The 24,592-nt window shown below is 45.5% G+C and carries 19 protein-coding genes and 4 tRNA genes; 22 read left to right on the top strand and 1 reads right to left on the bottom strand.

From position 1 onward, the window contains the following. Positions 1 to 118 precede the first annotated feature (118 nt). From rlmD to rpoS, 13 genes are all read left to right on the top strand, one after another. Entirely contained in the window at positions 119 to 1,438 is a 1,320-nt protein-coding gene (gene rlmD, locus ACED41_RS15080; protein WP_102333133.1) for a 23S rRNA (uracil(1939)-C(5))-methyltransferase RlmD, read from the top strand. A 134-nt stretch (positions 1,439 to 1,572) separates the two neighbouring features. Then, positions 1,573 to 3,795, top strand: a complete 2,223-nt coding sequence (gene relA, locus ACED41_RS15075; RefSeq protein WP_065584108.1) for a GTP diphosphokinase — start codon at positions 1,573 to 1,575, stop codon at positions 3,793 to 3,795. 208 nt (positions 3,796 to 4,003) lie between these two features. Continuing rightward, on the top strand, positions 4,004 to 4,801 hold the full coding sequence (gene mazG / locus ACED41_RS15070) for a nucleoside triphosphate pyrophosphohydrolase (RefSeq protein ID WP_371725216.1): 798 nt from the start codon (positions 4,004 to 4,006) through the stop codon (positions 4,799 to 4,801). Positions 4,802 to 4,951: 150 nt separating this feature from the next. After that, positions 4,952 to 6,592, top strand: a complete 1,641-nt coding sequence (locus ACED41_RS15065; RefSeq protein WP_017629586.1) for a CTP synthase — start codon at positions 4,952 to 4,954, stop codon at positions 6,590 to 6,592. 81 nt (positions 6,593 to 6,673) lie between these two features. Next, a complete protein-coding gene (eno, locus tag ACED41_RS15060; protein ID WP_017059033.1) occupies positions 6,674 to 7,972 on the top strand; it encodes a phosphopyruvate hydratase in 1,299 nt (432 codons plus the stop codon). Between the two features lie 401 nt (positions 7,973 to 8,373). Further along, positions 8,374 to 8,655, top strand: coding sequence for a cell division protein FtsB (ftsB, locus tag ACED41_RS15055; protein WP_010435786.1), 282 nt, complete (start codon positions 8,374 to 8,376; stop codon positions 8,653 to 8,655). After that, positions 8,655 to 9,356: a 2-C-methyl-D-erythritol 4-phosphate cytidylyltransferase gene (gene ispD, locus ACED41_RS15050; RefSeq protein ID WP_017059032.1), complete on the top strand. Its 702-nt coding sequence runs from the start codon at positions 8,655 to 8,657 to the stop codon at positions 9,354 to 9,356. Before ftsB ends, ispD begins: the two co-directional genes overlap by 1 nt. A 2-nt stretch (positions 9,357 to 9,358) precedes the next feature. After that, positions 9,359 to 9,838 carry a 2-C-methyl-D-erythritol 2,4-cyclodiphosphate synthase gene (gene ispF / locus ACED41_RS15045; RefSeq protein ID WP_004739053.1) on the top strand — a complete coding sequence of 160 codons (480 nt, stop codon included), beginning with the start codon at positions 9,359 to 9,361 and terminating at the stop codon, positions 9,836 to 9,838. Between the two features lie 22 nt (positions 9,839 to 9,860). After that, the gene (gene truD / locus ACED41_RS15040; RefSeq protein WP_371725215.1) at positions 9,861 to 10,907 is read left to right on the top strand and encodes a tRNA pseudouridine(13) synthase TruD; all 1,047 of its coding nucleotides are present in this window, start codon (positions 9,861 to 9,863) and stop codon (positions 10,905 to 10,907) included. 81 nt (positions 10,908 to 10,988) lie between these two features. Next, complete coding sequence (gene surE / locus ACED41_RS15035; RefSeq protein ID WP_371725214.1) at positions 10,989 to 11,732, top strand: 5'/3'-nucleotidase SurE; 744 nt, start codon at positions 10,989 to 10,991, stop codon at positions 11,730 to 11,732. Then, entirely contained in the window at positions 11,733 to 12,359 is a 627-nt protein-coding gene (locus ACED41_RS15030) for a protein-L-isoaspartate(D-aspartate) O-methyltransferase (RefSeq protein ID WP_017633213.1), read from the top strand. 34 nt (positions 12,360 to 12,393) lie between these two features. Continuing rightward, positions 12,394 to 13,302: a murein hydrolase activator NlpD gene (gene nlpD / locus ACED41_RS15025; protein WP_371725213.1), complete on the top strand. Its 909-nt coding sequence runs from the start codon at positions 12,394 to 12,396 to the stop codon at positions 13,300 to 13,302. 98 nt (positions 13,303 to 13,400) lie between these two features. After that, entirely contained in the window at positions 13,401 to 14,381 is a 981-nt protein-coding gene (gene rpoS / locus ACED41_RS15020; RefSeq protein WP_017059027.1) for an RNA polymerase sigma factor RpoS, read from the top strand. 140 nt (positions 14,382 to 14,521) lie between these two features. Here the strand turns inward: rpoS and mutS are convergent, their stop codons facing one another. After that, entirely contained in the window at positions 14,522 to 17,083 is a 2,562-nt protein-coding gene (mutS, locus tag ACED41_RS15015) for a DNA mismatch repair protein MutS (protein WP_371725212.1), read from the bottom strand. 124 nt (positions 17,084 to 17,207) lie between these two features. On the opposite strand from mutS, the gene pncC reads away from it, so the two are divergent. The 9 genes from pncC to ACED41_RS14970 all read left to right on the top strand — a co-directional run bounded on the left by pncC (position 17,208) and on the right by ACED41_RS14970 (position 24,479). Continuing rightward, entirely contained in the window at positions 17,208 to 17,702 is a 495-nt protein-coding gene (pncC, locus tag ACED41_RS15010) for a nicotinamide-nucleotide amidase (RefSeq protein WP_371725229.1), read from the top strand. A gap of 139 nt (positions 17,703 to 17,841) precedes the next feature. Further along, a complete protein-coding gene (gene recA, locus ACED41_RS15005) occupies positions 17,842 to 18,882 on the top strand; it encodes a recombinase RecA (RefSeq protein ID WP_017056586.1) in 1,041 nt (346 codons plus the stop codon). A gap of 332 nt (positions 18,883 to 19,214) precedes the next feature. Beyond that, positions 19,215 to 21,797 (top strand): alanine--tRNA ligase, encoded by a 2,583-nt coding sequence (alaS, locus tag ACED41_RS15000; RefSeq protein ID WP_017063223.1) that lies wholly within the window; start codon positions 19,215 to 19,217, stop codon positions 21,795 to 21,797. A gap of 220 nt (positions 21,798 to 22,017) precedes the next feature. Further along, entirely contained in the window at positions 22,018 to 23,199 is a 1,182-nt protein-coding gene (locus ACED41_RS14995) for an aspartate kinase (RefSeq protein WP_081090215.1), read from the top strand. Between the two features lie 92 nt (positions 23,200 to 23,291). Next, the gene (gene csrA / locus ACED41_RS14990) at positions 23,292 to 23,489 is read left to right on the top strand and encodes a carbon storage regulator CsrA (RefSeq protein WP_004415691.1); all 198 of its coding nucleotides are present in this window, start codon (positions 23,292 to 23,294) and stop codon (positions 23,487 to 23,489) included. 474 nt (positions 23,490 to 23,963) lie between these two features. Continuing rightward, positions 23,964 to 24,056 (top strand) — tRNA-Ser (locus ACED41_RS14985). 43 nt (positions 24,057 to 24,099) lie between these two features. Continuing rightward, a tRNA-Arg gene (locus ACED41_RS14980) sits at positions 24,100 to 24,176 on the top strand. A 44-nt stretch (positions 24,177 to 24,220) separates the two neighbouring features. After that, positions 24,221 to 24,313: transfer RNA gene (locus ACED41_RS14975), tRNA-Ser, on the top strand. Between the two features lie 89 nt (positions 24,314 to 24,402). After that, a tRNA-Arg gene (locus ACED41_RS14970) sits at positions 24,403 to 24,479 on the top strand. The last annotated feature ends 113 nt before the right edge of the window (positions 24,480 to 24,592 follow it).

Raw genomic sequence — 24,592 nt, 5'->3', positions numbered from 1 at the left:
ATGGCGGTTAAGTGAACGGTAAGCTTAATCAAAGCCGTGACGTTCGACAATGATTCCAAGACATAATAGTGAGTCCTGGATACCAATTACTTATTAAAAGATACATTAGGCACAAGCAATGGCACGTTTTTTCCAACCAAAAAAGAAAACTCAACTCGAGACCAAGCATCAATCGGTTTTGGTTGAACGAATGGATCACAATGGCGCTGGCATCGCTTATCAAAAGAATAAACCGGTTTTCATTGATGGCGCATTGCCCGGTGAGCAGGTGGTTATTCAACTTACTGAGAGCAAAAGTAAGTTTTCGCGAGCTAAACTCATCAAGTTATTGAAGCCGAGCGAGCAGCGTTTAAAGCCGTTTTGTAAGCACTTTAATCAGTGTGGTGGCTGTCACCTTCAACACCTAGGTTATTCTTCTCAGGTTGAGCATAAATCGCAATCTCTGACGCACCTGATGAGCCAATACCAAACGGCGAACACTGAAGTTGCACAACCTATTGTCGGTGATGAAACCGGTTATCGACGTCGCGCACGTATCAGCCTATTTGTTGATAAGAAGACACAACAGCTTCAATTCGGTTTCCGTAAGAAGCAGAGTAAGCAGATTGAAAACATCACCGACTGTGCCGTGCTTGATCCTCGCCTTAATGTGTTGCTGCCAAAACTGAAAAATTTACTGAACACTTTCAACAGCCTTACGTCTTTAGGACACGTTGAATTGGTGTTGGGCGATACTGGTCCTGTTATGGTGCTACGTCACCTTAAGCCTCTGGTTGAAAAAGATGAGCAAGCGCTGATTGCGTTAGCAAAAGAAGAAGGCGCTACGCTGTATTCGATGCCTGAAACCGATAAGTTGGTTCGCTTAGTCGGCGATACACCTTCTTACAGCGAAACTGGCGTGACGTTACCGTTCGAGCCAAACCACTTTATCCAAGTAAACCAGAAAGTGAATCGGCAGATGGTGGCTCAAGCGATTGAGTGGCTAGAGCCTCAAGCGGATGAGCGAGTGCTAGACCTGTTTTGTGGTCTCGGTAACTTTAGTCTGCCTATCGCGCAACAATCGGCGTTTGTGGTTGGTGTAGAAGGCGTTGATGAAATGGTTCAGCAAGCCGCATCTAATGCAGCGTTAAACCAGTTAAGCAATACAGAATTTTACCAAGCTAACCTTGAAGAAGACTTATCTTCACAGCCTTGGGCAAAAGAGAAATTCGATAAAGTATTGCTTGACCCGGCACGTGCGGGAGCGAGTGGGATCGTTGATCAAATTTCAGCGTTAGGAGCGAAGCGTGTGGTTTATGTTTCGTGTAATCCTGCTACTCTAGCTAGAGATTCTGAGAGCTTAGAAAAACAAGGCTATCAATTAGCCAAACTGGGTATGTTGGACATGTTCCCACACACCAGTCATCTAGAATCGATGGCTCTCTTTATCAAGGCTTAGAGGCCCTTAAACAAGGCTTCAAATGAATCACAAAGGCGCAGGGAAGCCTGCGCTGATATCAATATGGTCGAACTAACTTGGAACCAGTTAGTCATATTGAATTGGGTATAAAACATAATAACTAGGAAGGCATGATGGTTGCGGTACGAAGCGCACATTTAAACCCAAGCGAACAGTTTGAGCTAGAAAGTTGGATTGCGTCATTGAATCAAGACGCAAAAACCTCGAATAAACTGATTAAAGTTTATCGTCACTGTGAAGAACTTTTAAAAGATCACGAGCAAGCATCGCTCTTGCTTTGGCGTGGCCGTGAGATGATCGAAATCTTGGTCACCTTGTCCATGGACCGTGCCACTTTAATTGCTGCACAACTTTTCCCCGTCGTCTCAAGCGGCGTTTTTGAGCGCGAAGCGTTTGAAGAAAGCTACGGTAAAGAAACCGTAAAGTTGATCGATGGCGTTGAAGAAATGGCGGCCTTAGGCCAGTTAAACGTGACCCTTGAAGGCAGTGCTGCCTCGGGTCAAGTTGATAACGTTCGACGCATGCTACTGGCTATGGTCGATGATTTCCGCTGCGTAGTCATCAAACTCGCTGAACGAATCTGTAACCTTATCGAGGTAAAAAAAGCGCCTGATGCTGTGCGTCGCGCGGCCGCAAAAGAGTGTTCTAACATCTATGCCCCACTGGCAAACCGTTTAGGTATCGGCCAACTTAAGTGGGAAATCGAAGATTACGCATTCCGCTACCAACAACCAGATACCTACAAGCAGATTGCAAAACAGCTGTCTGAGCGTCGTATCGTTCGTGAACAATACATCACAGATTTCGTTGATGATTTAACCGCAGAAATGCAGCGTTCAAACATCAATGCTGAAGTGAGTGGCCGACCAAAACACATCTACAGTATCTGGCGCAAAATGCAGAAGAAAGGCTTAGCCTTCGATGAGCTTTTTGACGTACGAGCAGTACGTATTATCGCTGACCAGCTGCAAGACTGTTACGCCGGCCTTGGGGTGGTACACACTAAATACAAGCACCTCCCGAGCGAATTTGATGACTATGTGGCGAACCCTAAGCCAAATGGTTACCAGTCGATTCATACCGTAGTACTTGGCCCTGAAGGCAAGACCATTGAGATTCAGATCCGTACTAAGCAAATGCACGAAGACTCTGAGCTTGGTGTGGCGGCGCACTGGAAGTACAAAGAAGGAGCTTCAAGCGTCCGTAGTGGCTACGATGAGAAAATCACTTGGTTGCGTAAACTTATCGACTGGCAAGAAGAGATGTCGGACTCTGGCGAGATGCTGGATGAGGTACGTAGCCAAGTCTTCGATGACCGTGTATACGCATTTACTCCACGTGGTGACGTGGTCGACTTACCAATGGGCGCAACCCCGTTGGATTTCGCCTACCACATCCACTCGATGGTCGGACACCGCTGTATCGGTGCCAAAGTAGCGGGGCGTATCGTACCGTTCACTCATAAACTATCGATGGGCGATCAAGTTGAGATCATCACGCAGAAAGAGCCGAACCCATCTCGTGACTGGTTAAATCCAACCACAGGTTTTGTTCATTCTGGTCGAGCTCGAGCGAAAATCAACGCTTGGTTCCGCGCACAAAGCCGTGAGAAAAACCTAGAAGCGGGTCGTGATATCCTGGAAGTTGAGCTAGCGAAAGTAGGCGCAACCCTAAAAGATGCTGATCAATACGCACTAAAACGCTTTAACGTGAATACGCCAGACGAACTCTATGCAGGTATTGGTAGTGGCGACTTGCGTATTAACCAAGTGGTTAATCACATCAATGCGCTAGTGAATAAGCCAACGGCGGAAGAAGAAGACAAGAAAGCGCTAGAGAAACTGCTTGAGTCGGAAAACAAGCCGGCACAACAGAGTCGTCCGAAGAAAGATGCGGTAGTGGTTGAGGGCGTTGATAACCTAATGACGCACCTAGCGCGTTGCTGTCAGCCAATCCCAGGTGATGTGATTAAAGGTTACATCACTCAAGGTCGTGGTATCTCAGTGCACCGCGCTGACTGTGAACAGCTAGGCGAGCTAAGCGTGCATGCGCCAGAACGTATCATTGATACCGTTTGGGGTAATGGCTTTGTCGGCTCATACATCCTAACGCTGCGTGTTGAAGCGCTAGAACGTAATGGCTTGTTGAAAGACATCACCTCACTGTTCTCGAACGAGAAGATCAGTGTGACGACAATGAAGAGCCGCATCGACTACAAGCGTCAGCTATCGGTAATGGATTTCGATTTGGAAGTGACCAATATTGAGATTCTGAGCCGAGTGACAAGTCGAGTCGAGCAGATCAAAGATGTAATGAGCGTTAAGAGACTTGGATGATCCTTTTGTGTCATTTATGTCATTCCCTACAGTGAGGGACGAACGTGATAGGGAATCTCGCCAAGCGGTTTGAGATCCCCAACTCGCTCATACTTCACTCTTGGAGATGACGAAAAATAGAAAGGTGAGTGGTTTTGGCTGCTCACCTTTTTTAGTTTTAAGAAAAGAATTAGATTAAAACAATCAAACAGAATAATAGGAAAGCACCATGAGCCACCCGATTGAACAACTTGAACAGATTATGACTAAGCTGCGCGATCCAGAAGGTGGCTGTCCTTGGGATTTGAAACAAAATTTTGAAACAATTGTGCCGCATACTATCGAAGAAACCTACGAGGTGGTGGACGCGATTTACAACAAAGATTGGCCGAACCTACAAGAAGAGTTGGGTGACTTGTTGTTTCAGGTGATCTTCTATAGCCAGTTAGCGAAAGAACAGGGGTTGTTTGAGTTCTCTGATGTGGTTGATGGCATTAACGAAAAGCTAACACGCCGTCACCCGCATGTGTTCTCTGATACTGAGTTTGCCAGTGATGAAGAAATCAATGCCAATTGGGAAGCGGAAAAAGCCAAAGAAAAAGCACAAGCAGGCAAAACTCAAGAAAGTATTCTAGACTCAATACCAAACTCTCTACCTGCACTTTCGCGTGCTACAAAAATTCAAAAGCAGGTCGCGAAATATGGCTTTGATTGGGACTCAATTGGCCCAGTCGCCAATAAGGTATTAGAGGAAGTGGACGAGGTGCTAGAAGAAGCACTTCAAGTGACGCCAAACGAAGAATTGGTTGAAGAAGAGCTGGGGGATTTACTGTTCGCGACCGTTAACTTGGTACGACATTTAGGTAAAAACCCAGAATCGGCACTCAATAAAGCCAATCTCAAGTTTTCGCGTCGCTTTAAAGGGGTGGAACAAAAAGTTCGTCAGCAAGGTAAAAATTTGACCGATTTTTCACTACAACAGCTTGATTCCATGTGGGGTGAAGTCAAAGTGGCGGAGAAAAGATAACCAAAGCTTTTATCATGAATTGATTTGAAGCAAAAAATAAAAAATAGCAGTGTGATAGATTTCACGTTGTGGCGATAAGGGGCTTCTGGTATATTTTCATCCCGTCCAGAAGTAGTCCATTTCCCTCATTCAACCAATTTCAGGTTAAACATGACGACAAATTACATTTTTGTTACTGGCGGGGTTGTATCCTCTCTAGGTAAAGGTATTGCTGCAGCATCTCTTGCGGCTATTTTAGAAGCTCGTGGTCTTAAAGTGACTATGATGAAGCTTGACCCTTACATCAACGTTGATCCAGGCACTATGAGCCCGACTCAGCACGGTGAAGTGTTCGTTACGGAAGATGGCGCTGAAACAGACCTTGACCTTGGTCACTATGAGCGATTCATTCGCACCAAGATGACTAAGCGTAACAACTTCACTGCAGGTCGTGTTTACTCAGACGTACTAGCAAAAGAGCGTCGCGGTGATTACCTAGGTGCAACAATTCAGGTTATCCCACACATCACTAACTCTATCAAAGAGCGTGTTATTTCTGGCGCAGCTGGCCACGATATCGCGATCGTTGAAGTTGGTGGTACGGTTGGTGATATCGAATCTCTACCATTCATGGAAGCGATTCGTCAGCTAGCAGTAGAACTAGGCCGTGAACGCGCAATGTTCATGCACCTTACTCTAGTGCCATACCTAGCAGCTGCGGGCGAAGTGAAAACTAAGCCAACGCAACACTCTGTAAAAGAGCTACTGTCTATTGGTATTCAGCCAGACATCCTAGTTTGTCGTTCAGACCGCAACATTCCTTCGAACGAGCGTAAGAAAATTGCTCTGTTCTGTAATGTGCAAGAAAATGCAGTTATTTCTATGCGCGATGTTGACTCTATCTACAAGATCCCTCAGCTTATTAAAGCTCAAGGCACTGATGAACTTGTATGTAAGCGTTTCGGCATCACAGCTCCAGAAGCAGATCTGTCTGAATGGGAACAAGTAATTTACGAAGAAGCTAACCCAACGGGTGAAGTGACGATTGGTATGGTTGGTAAGTACATTGAACTGCCAGACGCATACAAATCAGTAAATGAAGCGCTAAAACACGCAGGCTTGAAAAACCGCCTAAGCGTTAATATTAAATACGTAGATTCACAAGATGTTGAGTCTCGTGGCGTAGAGGTTTTAGAAGGCCTAGATGCAATCCTAGTTCCTGGTGGTTTTGGTGATCGTGGTGTTGAAGGTAAGATTCTTGCTGCTCAATACGCTCGTGAAAACAAAGTACCGTACTTAGGTATCTGTCTAGGTATGCAAGTAGCGCTTATCGAGTACGCTCGTAACGTTGCTAAAATGGAAGGGGCGCACTCTTCTGAATTCTGTACTGAAACTAAGTACCCAGTCGTTGGTCTTATCACTGAGTGGACTGATGGCGAAGGTAAAGTTGAAGAGCGTACAGAATCATCTGACCTAGGCGGCACGATGCGTCTTGGTTCACAGCTTTGTCACCTAGCGAAAGGTACGAAAGCATACGAATTATACGGTAGCGCGACGATCCATGAACGTCACCGTCACCGTTACGAAGTGAACAACAATCTTCGTCCACAAATCGAAAAAGCGGGCCTAAAAGTATCGGGTCTATCTGCGGACAAGAAACTGGTTGAAGTTATTGAGAACCCGAACCACCCATGGTTCGTTGCTGCTCAATTCCACCCAGAGTTCACTTCAACACCTCGCGATGGTCACCCATTGTTTGCAGGTTTCGTTAAAGCGGCTGGTGAGTTCCAGCGCGGCGAGTTAGAGAAGTAAAAAGGAATACAGGTAGCTGCGTAAGTTGTGCTGCTACCTTTAAATTTGACATTTATATATTCAACGAGAAGGAAACATTCAATGTCTAAGATCGTTAAAGTTCTAGGTCGTGAAATCATCGATTCACGTGGTAACCCAACTGTAGAAGCTGAAGTACACCTAGAAGGCGGTTTCGTAGGTATGGCTGCTGCTCCATCTGGCGCATCTACTGGTTCTCGCGAAGCTCTTGAGCTACGTGACGGCGACAAATCACGTTTCCTAGGTAAAGGTGTTCTTAAAGCTATTGAAGCTGTAAACGGCCCAATCGCTGAAGCTCTAGTTGGTACTGACGCTAAAGCACAAGCTGACGTTGACCAAATCATGCTTGACCTAGACGGTACTGATAACAAGTCTAAGTTCGGCGCGAACGCTATCCTAGCTGTATCTCTAGCTAACGCAAAAGCTGCTGCTGCTGCGAAAGGCATGCCTCTATACGAGCACATCGCTGAGCTAAACGGTACTGCTGGTCAGTTCTCTATGCCTCTACCAATGATGAACATCATCAACGGTGGTGAGCACGCAGATAACAACGTTGACATCCAAGAGTTCATGATCCAACCAGTTGGCGCTAAAACTCTTAAAGAAGGTCTACGTATCGGCGCTGAAGTATTCCACAACCTAGCTAAAGTTCTTAAGTCTAAAGGCTACAGCACTGCAGTTGGTGATGAAGGTGGTTTCGCTCCTAACCTTAAGTCTAACGCTGAAGCTCTAGAAGTTATCGCAGAAGCTGTTGCAGCTGCTGGTTACGAACTAGGTAAAGACGTTACTCTTGCTATGGACTGTGCAGCATCTGAGTTCTTCGACAAAGAAGCTGGCATCTACAACATGAAGGGCGAAGGTAAAACTTTCACTTCTGAAGAGTTCAACCACTACCTAGCTGAGCTAGCGAACAACTTCCCAATCGTTTCTATCGAAGACGGTCTTGACGAGTCAGATTGGGATGGCTTCAAGCACCAAACTGAACTTCTAGGCGACAAGCTTCAAATCGTTGGTGACGATCTGTTCGTTACAAACACTAAGATTCTTGCTGAAGGTATCGAGAAAGGCGTAGCTAACTCTATCCTTATCAAGTTCAACCAAATCGGTTCTCTAACAGAGACTCTAGCTGCTATCAAGATGGCTAAAGACGCTGGCTACACTGCAGTAATCTCTCACCGTTCTGGCGAAACTGAAGATGCAACTATCGCTGATCTAGCGGTAGGTACAGCTGCAGGTCAAATCAAAACTGGTTCTATGAGCCGTTCTGACCGTGTTGCTAAGTACAACCAACTTATCCGTATCGAAGAAGCTCTAGGTTCTAAAGCTCCTTACAACGGTCTTAAAGAAGTTAAAGGTCAATAATTCGTCCTATTTGGCACTGTAGCTGCGTTAACTGCAGAAGATTCACTAAGTCACATAGGAAACTATGCTCCATAGCTGAATCTTCTTTGTTGCCTTGCTACAGCACCAACTAGTTAGAATTATGCACTAATACTTTTGAATGCCTCGCTTATGCGGGGCATTTTTTTGTCTGTAGAAAACTGAATGAAAGAAGCTCTAGGCTCTAAAGCTCCTCCTTGTCACATATAAAGTTCGTCATTCCCTAGACTGACGAAGGAAGGAGTAGGGAATCTCATTGTTTTCCTGACAATGACTCCCCGACTTATTGATTCCCTGACACCACATATCTCGCACCAATAAGCTCATTATGGTATATATGTGCCTTATTCTAGTTCCTTCTTTTTCAACCGGCGAAAGGTGTTATGCGAATTTTTGCTTTAGTACTGCTCATAGTGTTTGGCTGGCTACAACACACACTGTGGCTCGGTAAAAATGGTATCTCTGATTACTACGGTGTGAACAACGAAATCCAAGTTCAACAGCAAGTAAATGAAAAGCTGCATATTCGAAATGCAGAAATGTTTGCTGAAATTGACGATCTACGCCAAGGCTTAGACGCGATAGAAGAACGCGCACGTCATGAACTTGGAATGGTCAAAGAAGGTGAAACGTTTTATCGCATCATTGGTGAGGAATCCCATTAATGTCGACTCAACTTCAAAGCGTGATTGCCGTTGTACCTGCGGCGGGCGTCGGTAGCCGAATGAAGGCAGACCGCCCTAAGCAATATCTCAAGATTCACGACAAAACAATTTTAGAGCACACCATTGAGAAATTACTGTCTCACCCACAAGTCGCTCAAATTGTCGTTGCGATCAGCGATGATGACCCATACTACCCTGATCTAGCACTCAACCTGAACCCGCAAGTGATCAGAGTGTCAGGCGGAAGCGAGCGAGCGGACTCTGTACTCTCTGCGCTAAACTATATCGCTGAGCAGCAGCTTAGTGATTGGGTAATGGTTCACGATGCGGCAAGGCCGTGTGTTCAGCTAAGTGATATCGACAAGCTAATTTCCGGCGCGATGAGCCATGATGTGGGCGCTATTTTAGCGGCTCCAGTTCGTGACACGATGAAGCGCGGTGCCCAAGGGCAGATCGAGCATACCGTTGAGCGTGCCGATTTATGGCATGCACTTACGCCGCAAATGTTCAGAGCAAAGCCTCTGTGGAAGGCATTAAGTGAGGCGTTGCAACAAGGCGCTTCAATTACTGATGAAGCCTCAGCCTTTGAATGGAAAGGTTTATCGCCCGCTTTAGTGGCAGGGCGTTCAGATAATTTTAAGATTACTCAGCCTGAAGATTTAGCGCTTGCTGAGTTCTATTTAAGTCAGAATAAGGAATAATGATGATTCGTATTGGCCATGGCTTTGATGTACATAAGTTTGGTGGTGAAGGCCCGGTAATTATTGGTGGTGTAAGCATCCCTTACGAGCAAGGTCTTATTGCACACTCAGACGGTGATGTTGCCCTTCATGCGTTGTGTGACGCTCTATTGGGTGCGATTGCTGCGGGTGATATTGGTCGTCATTTCCCTGATACCGATGACGAATGGAAAGGTGCGGATAGCCGTGAGCTACTGAAAGATGTTTACCGTCGAGTAAAAGAACAAGGTTACGTGATTGGTAATGCCGATATTACTATCATGGCGCAAGCTCCAAAGATGGCGCCTCATATAGACTCTATGTGCCAAGCTATTGCTCAAGACCTAGAAACCAGCATTAGCAATGTGAATGTAAAAGCGACGACCACTGAGCGTTTAGGTTTTACAGGTCGCAAAGAGGGCATCGCATGTGAAGCGGTGGTCCTAATTACTAAAAGTGCGTAAGCACCAACACGAAAAGAACAGCATGTCAGATATTTTATCTTCATTGGCTTATCTAAACGGTAAACCAACTGCGAAAGCAAAACTAAAAGCAAAAGTCGAACACTTTGTCGTTAATGAAGACTTGGGTTTTGAGTTTGCTGGTGAAGGCGAGCACCTAATGGTTCGTATTCGTAAAACTGGTGAAAACACGAGCTTCGTAGCAAACGAGCTGGCTAAAGCTTGCGGTGTTAAGTCGAAAGACGTGAGCTGGGCGGGTTTGAAAGACCGCCACGCTGTGACAGAGCAGTGGTTGAGCGTTCACCTACCGAAAGGTGAGCCTGACTTTTCAGGGTTCTTAGCACAATACCCAAGCATTGAAATCTTAGCGACAGCGCGACACAACAAAAAGTTACGTCCAGGCGATTTAGTTGGCAACCAATTTGAGTTGACCTTGTCTGAAGTAACGGATTGCGATGATGTGGTCAAGCGTTTGGAAAAAGTCGCTCAAGTGGGCGTGCCAAACTACTTTGGTGCTCAGCGTTTTGGCAATGAAGGTAACAACCTATCTGAAGCTCGTCGTTGGGGCCGCGATAACGTTCGTACTCGTAACCAGAATAAGCGCAGCTTGTACCTTTCTGCTGCTCGTTCGTGGATTTACAACCTGATCCTTTCAGACCGTATTGAGCAAGATGCGTTTGCATCAGCATTGGTTGGCGATATCGTGGTGAAAGACGGTGCTCAACTGGCAGTAACAGCAGACAACATTGAAGCTGTAAACCAAGACATTGCGAACGGTTCTGCTTTGATAACTGTTGCTTTGGCTGGCGATAATGCCTTACCAACGATTGATGAGTCTCAAGCGTTAGAGCAAAAACATCTTGATTCTGAACCTGACCTAATGGCGCTGATTCGCGGTAACCGCATGCGCCATGACCGTCGTGAAGCATCGTTAAAACCAACCGATTTAACTTGGGAAGTGAACGAAGATAATGTCACTCTTAAGTTCTCTCTAGACGCAGGTTGTTTCGCAACCGCTATCGTTCGAGAGTTGGTTGAAGAAGTACACGTAGAGAGAACCTACGAGCAATAACGATTCTGCTTGGAGCTGAGTCACTTGATATTGGAATTTAAGTGACTTGGCTTAGCATGGGAACAAAAGAAAGGATACAAGATGAAGATTTTACTCAGCAATGATGATGGTGTGCACGCTCAAGGTATTCATGAGCTAGCAAATGAATTACGTGATCTTGCTGAAGTTATCATTGTGGCACCTGACCGAAATCGCTCAGGTGCTTCAAATTCATTAACTTTAGAACAACCTTTGCGCGTTCAAGAAATTGCAGAAAATACCTACTCGGTACAAGGCACGCCGACCGACTGTGTGCATTTTGCGTTAAATGAACTGCTCAAGAACGATATGCCCGATCTGGTTTTAACGGGTATTAATCACGGTGCTAACCTTGGTGACGATGTGCTTTATTCCGGCACGGTGGCTGCAGCAATGGAAGGGCATTTTCTAGGCGTTCAATCGGTAGCGTTTTCTCTGGTGGGAAAAAAACATTTTAAGACAGCGGCAGCGATTGCTCGTCGTATTGTCGAACAACATTTAGCAAACCCAATCCCGACCAACCGCTTGTTGAACGTAAACGTTCCTGATTTAGCCTTAGAACAATTGTCTGGTACTCAGGTGACGCGCCTCGGTGCTCGTCACCATGCCGAAGATATGATTAAGCAAAAAGACCCTCGTGGTCATGATATCTATTGGCTTGGTCCTCCGGGTAAAGAGCAAGATGCTGGCGAAGGTACCGATTTTTACGCAATCGAACATGGCTTTGTATCGGTAACACCGTTACAAGTTGATCTGACGGCGCACGAGTCGTTAGGTGCGATGACAACATGGTTAGGGGAGAAGTAAGTGAGCAATCCACAAGCCGAGCGCTTAGTTACTTTTCTGATTGAAAATGGTATCCGAGACCAAAAGGTTCTTGATGCGATTTACCAACTGCCGAGAGAGAGCTTTTTATCACAGGCGATGTACCATCAAGCTTATGATAATAATGCGCTGCCGATCGGACAGGGGCAAACCATCTCGCAACCATATATTGTTGCTAAAATGACAGAGTTACTTGAGTTACAACAAGATAGCCGCGTTTTGGAGATTGGAACGGGTTCTGGTTACCAAACTGCGGTATTGGCTCAACTTGTTGATCATGTGTATTCGGTTGAAAGAATAAAGTCGCTACAATGGGATGCCAAGCGTAGGTTGAAGCAACTCGATTTCTACAATATCTCAACTAAGCACGGTGATGGTTGGCAAGGTTGGTCTTCAAAGGCGCCTTTTGATGCGATTATTGTCACCGCCGCTGCAGAGTCGATTCCTCAAGCGCTTCTGCAACAGCTGAAAGATGGCGGTCGTTTACTGATTCCAGTCGGTGATGACGAACAGCAACTATTGAAGATCGTTCGACACGGCGATGAGTTTTTATCGAGTGTTATCGAGATGGTGAGATTTGTACCTCTTGTTCCTGGTGAGCTAGCTTAATAAAAGACTAATGGTGTAGGTGGATAGAGAGTCGATGCGTTCGAAGTTGTTAAAAGGAAGTACTTTACTGCTTAGCTGTGCCCTTGTTGGGTGTGCAGCGAATTCGCCTGCGCCCGTTTCAAACCTAAACAAGAATTACTCATCGATTGATCGTGGTAGTTATCGTGGCAGTTACTATGAAGTTAAAAAAGGCGACACCCTTTACTTCATTGCTTATGTCACCAATAAAGACGTTAAAGACCTCATCGGTTATAACAAGTTGTCTGCTCCTTACACTATCCACCCAGGGCAGAAGCTTAAGTTATGGCGTCCTAGCTACAACGCGCCAGCGTATGGTAAGTCAACGGCAGCAGCAGTTGCTGCGCCTGTCGCCGCATCCACAACGTCATCTGCGGCAAGTAAACCGAAAACCACACCACAAAAGAGCAAAAACTCTAAACCGGCTCCAGCTCAAACTACCACCAAAGTGGTGAAAAAAGATCCACCAAAGAAGGTTGAACAATCCAAATCAAAGGAGTATGTTGGTTCTAAAGGTAAACAGAATGTTACACCGCCCACCAAACCAACAAGTGATAAAGTATCCAAATGGTTATGGCCAACTAAAGGGAGAGTAATCAAGAGTTTCTCTGTAGGCGAACAAGGAAATAAAGGCATAGACATAGCAGGACAGCGAGGTCAGCCAATAGTATCTACTGCAGGGGGAACGGTTGTTTATTCGGGTAATGCACTACGAGGCTACGGCAATCTAGTGATTGTGAAGCACAATGATAATTACTTAAGTGCATACGCGCACAACGACCGACTATTAGTATCTGAAGGGCAAAGTGTGAAACCAGGGCAGAAGATTGCAACAATGGGAAGCTCTGGAGCCAGCAGTGTTAGGCTGCACTTTGAGATTCGTTACCAAGGTAAGTCCGTTAATCCAAAACGATATTTACCTTAAATACAATATGCAAAAATTACGTATTGTATGGAGTGTCATAGTCATTTAGCGACATATGAAGTTGTAATGTCATGCTAATTTCGCCAGGGGGAGGCGTTATGAGTATAAGCAATGCAGTAACCAAAGAAGAGTTCGATCTTGACCAAGCAACCACGGAACCGGAAGCTCTTGGAAAAGCAAAACGAACAGTCACTAAGAAAACCGAAGCGAAAGAAGAAGTTGAAGTTACGTCTAAAAGTTTAGATGCCACTCAACTCTACTTAGGCGAAATTGGTTTCTCACCACTACTAACCGCTGAAGAAGAAGTGCTATATGCACGTCGAGCTCTACGCGGTGATGAAGCAGCACGTAAACGCATGATCGAAAGTAACCTGCGTTTAGTGGTAAAAATTTCACGTCGTTATAGCAACCGCGGCCTTGCACTTCTCGATCTAATCGAAGAAGGCAACCTAGGTTTGATTCGCGCCGTAGAGAAGTTTGATCCAGAGCGTGGCTTCCGCTTCTCAACTTACGCGACATGGTGGATTCGTCAAACCATTGAACGTGCGTTAATGAATCAGACTCGCACTATCCGTTTGCCAATCCATGTTGTGAAAGAGCTGAACATCTACCTACGTACTGCAAGAGAGCTATCACAAAAGCTTGACCATGAACCAACGGCAGAAGAAATTGCTTCTAAGCTAGATAAGCCGGTTGGTGATGTGAGCAAGATGCTTCGTCTAAACGAAAGAGTGAGCTCTGTTGATACGCCAATTGGTGGTGACGGTGAGAAAGCGCTGTTGGATATTATTCCAGACATCAATAATTCAGATCCTGAGGTTTCAACTCAAGATAGCGATATCAAGAACTCGTTGATTTTCTGGCTTGATGAGCTGAATCCTAAGCAGAAAGAGGTGCTTGCGCGTCGCTTTGGACTACTGGGTTATGAACCGTCAACATTAGAAGAAGTGGGCCGCGAAATCAGCCTGACTCGTGAACGTGTTCGTCAAATCCAAGTTGAAGGTCTTCGCCGTCTACGTGAGATTCTTATCAAGCAAGGTCTGAATATGGAAAACCTGTTCAACGTAGAAAACGACTAATTGAACGGATGATGCTTCTCTAAATAGAAGACAAATAAAAACGCTGACTTTAAGTCAGCGTTTTTTTGTTTGTGGCTTTGGTATTTCATGCCGTCTAATCAAAATAGCAGTACGGCCATAACAAGCTACTTGGTAAGAAACTAAAGCAGCTTCTTCAAGCGGTAAAGTTCTTCTAATGCTTGGCGAGGAGTTAGATCATCAGGATCAACATTCGCTAGCGCTTGCTCTACTTCACTCGGTTCTGGGATCAGGCTCAGTTGGTTTGCGATATCGACACCGCTTGGCTTCGATGTTGGCGACTCCATACTTAACGCTTCTAACTGAGTCAGCTTCGCACGAGCATTCTTGATCACTGCTTTCGGTACGCCAGCTAAACCTGCAACCGCTAGACCATAAGATTTACTTGCAGCACCTTCTTGAACTGCGTGCATAAAGGCAATGCTATCACCATGCTCAACCGCATCTAAGTGTACGTTTGCTAAAGTTGGAAGTTGGTTAGGTAGTTCAGTTAGCTCAAAGTAGTGCGTTGCAAACAGTGTCATCGCATTGATTTGATTGGCTAGCCACTCTGCACTTGCCCAAGCCAGAGACAGGCCATCGTAAGTACTGGTACCACGACCGATTTCATCCATTAGCACAAGGCTGTTTGGTGTTGCATTGTGCAGGATATTTGCGGTTTCTGTCATCTCAACCATGAAGGTTGAACGGCCAGAAGCCAAATCATCGGATGCGCCAATACGCGTAAAGATACGGTCGATAGAGCCGATGGTTGCGCTTTCTGCAGGAACATAACAACCGATATGAGCCATCAATGCGATGAGTGCCGTTTGGCGCATGTAGGTCGATTTACCACCCATGTTGGGACCCGTGATGATCAGCATCTTACGTTGATCATTCAGGTCGATAGGGTTAGCAATGAAAGGTTCGTCCATCACTTGTTCAACAACAGGGTGACGACCGGCCTGAATTTGTACGCCAGCAGACTCTGTCATGGTTGGACGACAGTAATCAAGGGTATCTGCACGCTCAGCCAAGTTCTGTAGAACATCAAGCTGAGATACTGAAGAGGCGATATTTTGTAGGCGCTCTAGATACGGCAGTAGTAAGTCAAACAACTCTTCCCACAGCTGTTTCTCGATAGCGAGTGCTTTCGACTTAGAGTTAAGTACTTTGTCTTCGTGCTCTTTTAGCTCAGGAATGATGTAACGCTCAGCATTTTTCAGCGTTTGACGACGAACATAGTGTGGCGGCACAAGATGGCTTTGCCCACGGCTTACTTGAATGAAGAAACCATGTACGTTGTTGTAGCCAACTTTTAGCGTGTCGATGCCATGACGTTCACGCTCTTCTTGCTCAAGCTTATCAAGAAATTCAGTTGCGCCTGCTGCAAGGTCGCGCCATTCGTCTAACTCGGCATTGTAGCCTTCTGCAATCACACCACCGTCACGGATAACCACCGGTGGGTTCTCTTTGATTGCACGTTCAAGCAGCTCAGAAACCTCATCCACAGGAGAAGCATATTGAGCAAGTTGAGTTAGGTATGGGTGTTTAAGCTGAGTCAGTGTTTCAGCAAGCTCTGGTAAGTATTCCATTGCTTGACGAAGGCGTGCCATATCACGTGGGCGAGCAGAACGAAGTGCAAGACGAGCCAGAATACGCTCGATATCACCAATCTGTTTTAAGGTCGGTTGTAGCTCTGTGAATAGAGCTAAATCTTTCATTTCACCAATCGCATCTAGGCGTTGATCAAGTGCAGAGATATTGCGCATTGGTTGATGTAACCAACGTTTAAGCATACGACTGCCCATTGCCGTAGCGGTGTGATCAAGCACTTCAGCAAGGGTGTTATCTGTGCCACCCCCAAGATTTTGCGTGATCTCCAAATTACGACGAGTTGCAGCATCAAGGATCACCGAGTGATCTTGTTTATCCATCGTGAGTGAACGGATATGAGGGAGGGCAGTACGTTGGGTATCTTTCACGTATTGGATCAAACAACCAGCCGCACATAGACCCAGTTTCGCGCTTTCTACGCCAAAGCCAACCAGATCGCGAGTACCAAACTGCTTATTCAATTGCTGCTTAGCGGTGTCTAATTCAAATTCCCATACAGGGCGGCGGCGGTTGCCATTACGGCTTGCCATTAAATCGACGGGTTCGAAATCTTCAGGGAACAGCAGCTCACGCGGAGAGGTTCTTTGTAGCTCAGCGGCCATCGCTTCTTCTGTTTCTGGCTCGCAAAGTTGGAATCGGCCAGAGGTAATATCAAGTGTCGCATAACCGAATTTACCGTTGTGGTGATAAATGGCTGCAATTAGGTTATCAACGCGTTCAGAAAGCAAGGCTTCGTCGGTTACGGTACCCGGTGTCACGATACGCACTACTGCGCGCTCAACAGGGCCTTTTGAAGTTGCTGGATTACCAATCTGTTCACAAATTGCTACGGATTCACCAAGTTGCACTAACTTTGCAAGATACCCTTCAACCGCATGGTATGGAACACCTGCCATCGGAATCGGTTCACCATTTGATGAGCCACGCTTAGTCAGTGAAATATCGAGGAGTTGAGAGGCTTTTTTAGCGTCATCGTAGAAAAGCTCGTAGAAATCGCCCATGCGGTAGAACAGCAGAATTTCTGGGTTTTCTGCTTTCAGTTTTAGATACTGCTGCATCATGGGAGTATGTTTTTGATCGGCTTTCACAGTTAACTTCTTTCGTTTATTTCTATTGCGGCTTAGGATACGTGAAAGCGTTTCGTGCGAAAAGCGGCTGATGCGAAAAGATGCGAATCCAAATGATATGACAGTAAATAAAGGGAAGCAGATGATGCAGATGACTCAAGACCTTAGTGAGCAGCTTGGACATTTACTCGCTAAACACAAACACGTGTTAGTGACGGCTGAATCTTGCACTGGCGGAGGTGTCGCGAGTGCAGTCACCGATATTGCGGGCAGCTCTGGATGGTTTGATCGCGCTTTTGTTACGTACAGCAATGAAGCCAAACAAGAGATGATAGGTGTACAACTTAAAACCTTAATGGAGTTCGGCGCCGTGAGTGAGCCTGTCGTAATAGAAATGGCGAGCGGGGCATTGCAACATTCAAACGGGACGATCTCTGTATCAATCAGTGGCATCGCTGGCCCAGGTGGCGCGACCGAAGATAAGCCTGTTGGTATAGTATGCTTCGCGTGGAAAGCGCTAAATGGCTGGGATAAAGTAGAAACGCATGTATTTACAGGCGACAGATCACAAGTACGCCAACAAGCCACGCACCATGCCCTGCAAGTTATTTATGATTACCTATCAATGGAAGGTAAGTAACATTTGTACAAATTATTTTCATACAGGTATAGACACTGTATGAATCAACAGTATAATGAAAGCCAATTAGTCACCCCTATGTGGGTTAGAAATAGATTCTAGATCGCTTGTTGAGACAACCGATTATGTGGAGATAGAAATGGACGAGAATAAACAAAAAGCGTTAGCCGCAGCCCTTGGTCAGATTGAAAAGCAATTTGGTAAAGGTTCTATCATGCGTCTTGGTGATAACCGCACAATGGACGTAGAAACTATTTCTACAGGTTCTCTATCTCTAGATATCGCACTAGGTGCTGGTGGCCTACCGATGGGACGTATCGTAGAAGTTTACGGTCCAGAATCATCAGGTAAAACAACGCTAACGCTTGAGCTTATTGCTGCAGCACAGAAAGTGGGAAAGACGTGTGCATTCGTTGATGCGGAGCACGCACTAGACCCTATCTACGCTCAAAAGCTTGGTGTTGATATCGATGCACTTCTTGTTTCTCAACCAGATACTGGTGAGCAAGCGCTGGAAATCTGTGATGCACTGGCTCGTTCAGGTGCAATCGACGTTCTTGTTATTGACTCAGTAGCAGCCCTAACACCAAAAGCAGAAATCGAAGGCGAAATGGGCGACAGCCACATGGGTCTTCAGGCTCGTATGCTTTCTCAAGCAATGCGTAAGCTGACGGGTAACCTTAAGCAGTCTAACTGTATGGCTATCTTCATTAACCAAATTCGTATGAAAATTGGTGTGATGTTCGGTAACCCAGAAACAACAACAGGTGGTAACGCACTTAAGTTCTACGCATCTGTTCGTCTTGATATTCGCCGTACTGGTGCGATTAAAGATGGTGATGAAGTTGTTGGTAACGAAACTCGTATCAAGGTCGTTAAGAACAAGATTGCTGCACCATTCAAACAAGCTGAGACTCAAATCCTTTACGGTAAAGGCTTCAACCGCGAAGGTGAGCTTATCGACTTAGGTGTTAAGAATAAGCTAGTAGAAAAAGCAGGCGCTTGGTACAGCTACAAAGGCGATAAGATCGGCCAAGGTAAAGCTAACGCTGGTAAATACCTACGTGAAAACCCAGAAGTTGCTCTAGAGATCGATACTAAACTTCGTGAGTTACTACTGACTCCTGCTGTTCTTGAAGAGAAAGACGTAGAGAAAGAAGAAGAAAACGAAGAGCTATAAGCTCACGTTTTATAGAGTGGATGTTTGAAAGAAGCATCCGCTTTGAAAGAATTTAAAGCCTCGCATATTTTATGCGGGGCTTTTTTATTGGATCTGCTCCGTCGAGCATGTCTTTGGTCAAATCTCTCTCGTTGACTGAGTTTCTTCGGTACTAGGTCGTCAATTTAGTTCTGCTTTTCCACGGCAAGATATAGTGGAATATTCTTCATTTTATCGAATTCCCACTAAAATCCTGCCCAAGGGTGTCTTTTCTACAAGAAAACTAGTCGAAGCCTTAACCATGATCTACAATACGGCAAAATTCTAACTCGACTATTTTCAGGAAGAGCTGCATGTACATGAGCACTGATGAGGTTCGCAACGCGTTCCTTAAGTTCTTTGAGAGCAAAGAACACCAAATCGTAGACAGTTCATCGTTAGTTCCACATAACGATCCAACCCTGCTATTCACTAACGCAGGTATGAACCAATTCAAAGATTGCTTCTTAGGCGCCGAAAAGCGTGCCTACACTCGAGCAACTACGGCTCAGCGTTGTGTACGTGCGGGTGGTAAACACAATGACCTTGAAAACGTAGGTTTCACGGCTCGTCACCACACGTTCTTCGAAATGCTAGGCAACTTCAGCTTTGGCGACTACTTCAAAGAAGAAGCGATTGGATTTGCTTGGGAATTCCTGACTGAAACTCTTCAACTGCCAAAAGATCGTCTACTGGTAACGGTATACGAGACAGATGATGAAGCATTCGATATCTGGAACAAGAAAGTAGGTGTTCCTGCTGACCGTATCGTTCGCATTGGCGACAAAGAAGGCGGTAAACAGTTCGAGTCTGATAACTTCTGGACGATGGGTGACACAGGTCCTTGTGGTCCATGTACTGAAATCTTCTACGATCACGGTGAGCACATCTGGGGCGGCCGTCCTGGTACACCTGAAGAAGATGGTGACCGTTTCATCGAGATCTGGAACAACGTATTCATGCAGTTCAACCGTCACGCTGACGGCACAATGGAACCGCTACCTAAGCCTGCTGTAGATACAGGTATGGGTATTGAGCGTATTTCTGCAATCATGCAGGGCGTTCACTCTAACTACGAAATTGATGTATTCCAAAAGCTAATCAAAGCGACTGCGGAAGTTGTTGGTCATGACGATCTATCTAACCAATCGCTACGCGTTATTGCTGACCACATCCGTTCTTGTTCATTCCTAATTGCTGACGGTGTTATGCCTTCAAACGAAGGTCGTGGCTACGTTCTACGTCGTATCATCCGTCGTGCAGTTCGTCACGGTAACAAGCTTGGCGCACAAGGCGTGTTCTTCCACAAACTTGTGGGCGTACTGGCTGAAGTGATGGGCTCTGCGGCAGATGAACTTAAGAAACAGCAAGAGCTGGTTGAAAAAGTACTTCGCATTGAGGAAGAGAACTTTGGTCGTACGCTAGAGCGCGGCATGGTTATTCTTAATGACGCACTAGATGCACTTGAAGGCAAAGAGCTTGACGGCGAAACAGTTTTCAAACTTTACGATACATACGGCTTCCCAGCTGACCTTACTAACGATGTAGCTCGCGAACGCGATTTTACTATCGATGAAGAAGGCTTTGAGAAGGCGATGGAAGCACAGCGTAAGCGTGCACGTGAAGCAGGCCAATTCGGCACGGATTACAACGCGACAATCAAAGTTGACACCAACACTGAGTTCTGTGGTTACACAGCAACTGAAGGTGCTGGTGAAATCTCTGCGCTATTCGTTGACGGCGAAGAGGTTGCTTCACTATCGGCTGGCGACAAAGCAATCATCATCCTTGAAGAGACACCATTCTACGCTGAGTCAGGCGGTCAATGTGGTGATGCTGGTACACTAAAAACAGCGTCGGGTCTTTTCAAAGTACAAGACACTCAGAAGCTAGGTAACGCATTTGCGCACCACGGTGAGCTAGTTGAAGGTGTATTTGCTAAGGGCGATAAAGTAGAAGCAACGGTTGACGCTGAGCGTCGAGCTGCTATCTCACTAAACCACTCTGCCACTCACTTACTTCACTCTGCATTGCGCGAAGTGCTAGGTGAGCACGTTGCTCAGAAAGGTTCTTTAGTTAAGCCAGACAACCTACGTTTTGACTTCTCTAACCTTGAAGCGGTAACACCAGCACAGATTAAAGAAGTAGAGCGTCTAGTTAACGCACAAGTTCGTAAGAACCATGTGATTGAAACGAACATCATGGACATCGAGTCAGCGAAAGAAAAAGGTGCAATGGCACTGTTTGGCGAGAAGTACGATGATGAAGTTCGCGTTCTATCTATGGGCGACTTCTCTACTGAACTTTGTGGTGGTATCCACGCTTCAAACACAGGTGATATCGGCCTATTCAAGATCACTTCTGAAGGTGGTATTGCTGCGGGTATTCGTCGTATTGAAGCGGTAACAGGTGAAGCTGCACTAGATGCAGTAGAAGCTCAGGCTAACGCTTACGAAGAGAAACTTGCTGAATCAGCTAAGAAAGCGAAATCGCTAGAGAAAGAAATCCAACTGCTTAAAGAAAAGATGGCTGCTGCAGAAAGCGCAAACATCATGGGCAAAGTAGAAGACATCTCTGGTACTAAAGTTTTGGTTGCTGCAATTGAAGGCGCAGACAACAAGAACCTACGTACTATGGTTGATAACGCTAAAAACCAAGTAGGTAGCGGCATCATCCTGATCGCGAACGTAGCAGACGGTAAAGTTGGCTTGATTGCTGGTGTAACCAAAGACCTAATCGGCAAAGTAAAAGCGGGTGATCTCGTCAAGATGGTTGCTGAGCAAGTTGGCGGTAAAGGCGGCGGTCGTCCAGATATGGCTCAAGCGGGCGGTACAGACGTTGCAGCACTGCCAGAAGCGCTTAAATCTGTGCGTACTTGGCTAGAAGAGCGTCTTTAAGCTTAAGTAATTGATACAAAGATGCCCAATCAGTTGATTGGGCATCTTTTATTTTGCCTATTGGAAGTGTGTTTAAACAAGGTTTGATTGAGATTAACCAAGAAGTCTAATGGTGGCGTTAGACTCCTTGGTTAATTTTTTATTGCTTCGCCCTGACGCGGAGTATGTGTTTTTTTGTCATATATAGACATTGGTCTTGGGAAGGTGAGGACGGGTGAAAATGCCTCTTATCGTGCAGAAATTTGGTGGAACGTCGGTGGGTTCAATTGAACGAATCCATCATGTAGCAGAAAAAATCATTGAAGCGAAAAATGAAGGGAACCAGATCGTGGTTGTCGTTTCTGCTATGTCTGGTGAAACAAATCGGTTAGTTAATTTAGCCACGCAAGTTGATAGCGTACCAAACGCTAGAGAACTGGATGTGTTGTTAACGGCTGGCGAGCAAGTTTCCATGGCCTTGTTAGCAATGACGTTACACAAGTTAGGTTATGAAGCGACATCGATGACTGGCTATCAAGCCAAGATACACACAGATTCTAATCATAATAATGCAGCGATTGAGCGTATTGATACTGCTCCGATTCAAGCTCTGCTAGATGACAACCAGATTGTTATTGTTGCAGGCTTTCAAGGATTCAATGCGAAAGGTGATATCACGACATTAGGCCGCGGTGGTTCAGATACTACAGCGGTCGCGCTTGCAGGTGCCTTGCAGGCGAAAGAATGCCAGATCTATACTGATGTAGATGGTGTTTACTCTTGTGACCCTAGAGTCGTAAAACAATCTCAGAAATTAGATACTTTAGACTTTCCTTCTATGGAAGAGATGGCTCGCCGAGGCGCTAAGGTATTGCACCTTCCTTGTGTTCAGTATGCATGGCAGCACAACGTGCCATTGCGAGTGCTTTCAAGCTTTGAACAAGGCGAGGGCACATTGATCGCGGGTAATCAGTGTTTGAATGATATTGCTGGCATCGCCATCCAAAGAGATATGGTGCGTATCGAGTGTTTGAATGAAGATTTACCGTCTTTCATTTCACATTGCCAACTGTTGGGGATCGAAGTCTGTAGTGTGATCGAGGAAACAGAACGGGCAGCACTCATTATTAAACAAGACATAAGTGCCAAATTAAAACTAGTTTTTGCTGAGAAAATCCGTAATAGTGAACAGGTTAGTTTGTTAACTGTGGTAGGAAGCCGAACACAAGAAATTGTGGTCAGTTCACATGGATTGTTGTCTGAAGGCGAAATTGATGTACAGCATCACTTATTGCAGCAGCAGTCTTTAACTTTGGTGATATCACCAACGCAAGTCGATATGGCTGCTAACATATTACACAATGCATACATCGTAGCGCGTGAAACACAGGGTTATCCTAAAAAAGAAGTGCATTTTGGTTAAATAAACTCAATCGATAGTTTACGAAAATATAACTTTTGTTGGATAATGCTCTCGTAGCTAGATAAATTTAGAGATTACTCAAGGAGCAAAGAATGCTAATTTTGACTCGCCGCGTTGGCGAAACACTGATGATTGGTGATGAAGTAACAGTTACTGTACTAGGCGTTAAAGGTAACCAAGTACGTATCGGTGTTAACGCACCTAAAGAAGTATCTGTTCACCGTGAAGAGATCTACATGCGCATTCAAGCTGAAAAAGGTAATGGTAACGTTGCATCTGGCAACTACTAATACTTTTGCGTAGAGAAGAGGCTAGCATTGTTGCTAGCCTTTTTTGATCTTGGGGAACCGAAACACTGATTGGGACATAGATGGGTTGGATAACGGATCGGTCTCAAAGTGGTGAAGTGAATGCTTTGTGATGCTGCGAGATACAGACAAGGTTGAACAGAACTGTTGCTCTGTATTTTGTTTGGCAAAACTCAAGATTTATTCGCTTCCCCTATGGCGAAAATACGCATCCCGTAGTATTGTGCCATCAGCGGTAGCACTTGCTGCTGGAGAAATTAGATAATTGTTTTCGGCTGTTTATTATTGCCAATCTTTCACCTTAATTTTTAAGGGAAAAAGCGCGATTTGAATCTTATAAGTTCAATTTGCAAGCGCTTTGATTAAATAGCAAACGGTTGAGTGTTTTTGTCCAATTTTTTTCAATAAAGTGTTTGACATATTTTCGGTAAAACGTAATATGTGCCTCCGCAAGACGGTGAGGTGGCCGAGAGGCCGAAGGCGCTCCCCTGCTAAGGGAGTATGTGGTTTGTAGCTGCATCGAGGGTTCGAATCCCTCCCTCACCGCCATTTCTTGCGAGTCTAAAATTAGCAATTTAGACAATGTAAATGTGCGTCCTTAGCTCAGCTGGATAGAGTACCTGGCTACGAACCAGGCGGTCGGAGGTTCGAATCCTCCAGGACGCGCCATTCTCTCTTCTCTTACTTGTAAGTGATTTGAGAATAATGAATTAGGTGAGGTGGCCGAGTGGCCGAAGGCGCTCCCCTGCTAAGGGAGTATGTGGTTTGTAGCTGCATCGAGGGTTCGAATCCCTCCCTCACCGCCATTCATTACAGGCCGATGGCCTTTTTTTTTCTTCGTAGCAAGAAGAATGTGATATATTTCACAACTTCATTCTTAATGAATGAACACCGTGCGTCCTTAGCTCAGCTGGATAGAGTACCTGGCTACGAACCAGGCGGTCGGAGGTTCGAATCCTCCAGGACGCGCCACTATTTAAGGGTTTATTTCTTTTAAGAATGAAAGTCCTTGTATTGACTAAGTTGATACTAAAACCGTGCGCTCTTAGCTCAGCTGGATAGAGTACCTGGCTACGAACCAGGCG

The sequence above is a fragment of the Vibrio sp. 1F255 genome, from assembly GCF_041439145.1.
GTDB classification, from domain to species: Bacteria; Pseudomonadota; Gammaproteobacteria; order Enterobacterales; family Vibrionaceae; genus Vibrio; species Vibrio crassostreae_C.
Note: the sequence above shows the minus strand (reverse complement) of the source record. Positions and strands in the feature narration are given on the sequence as shown.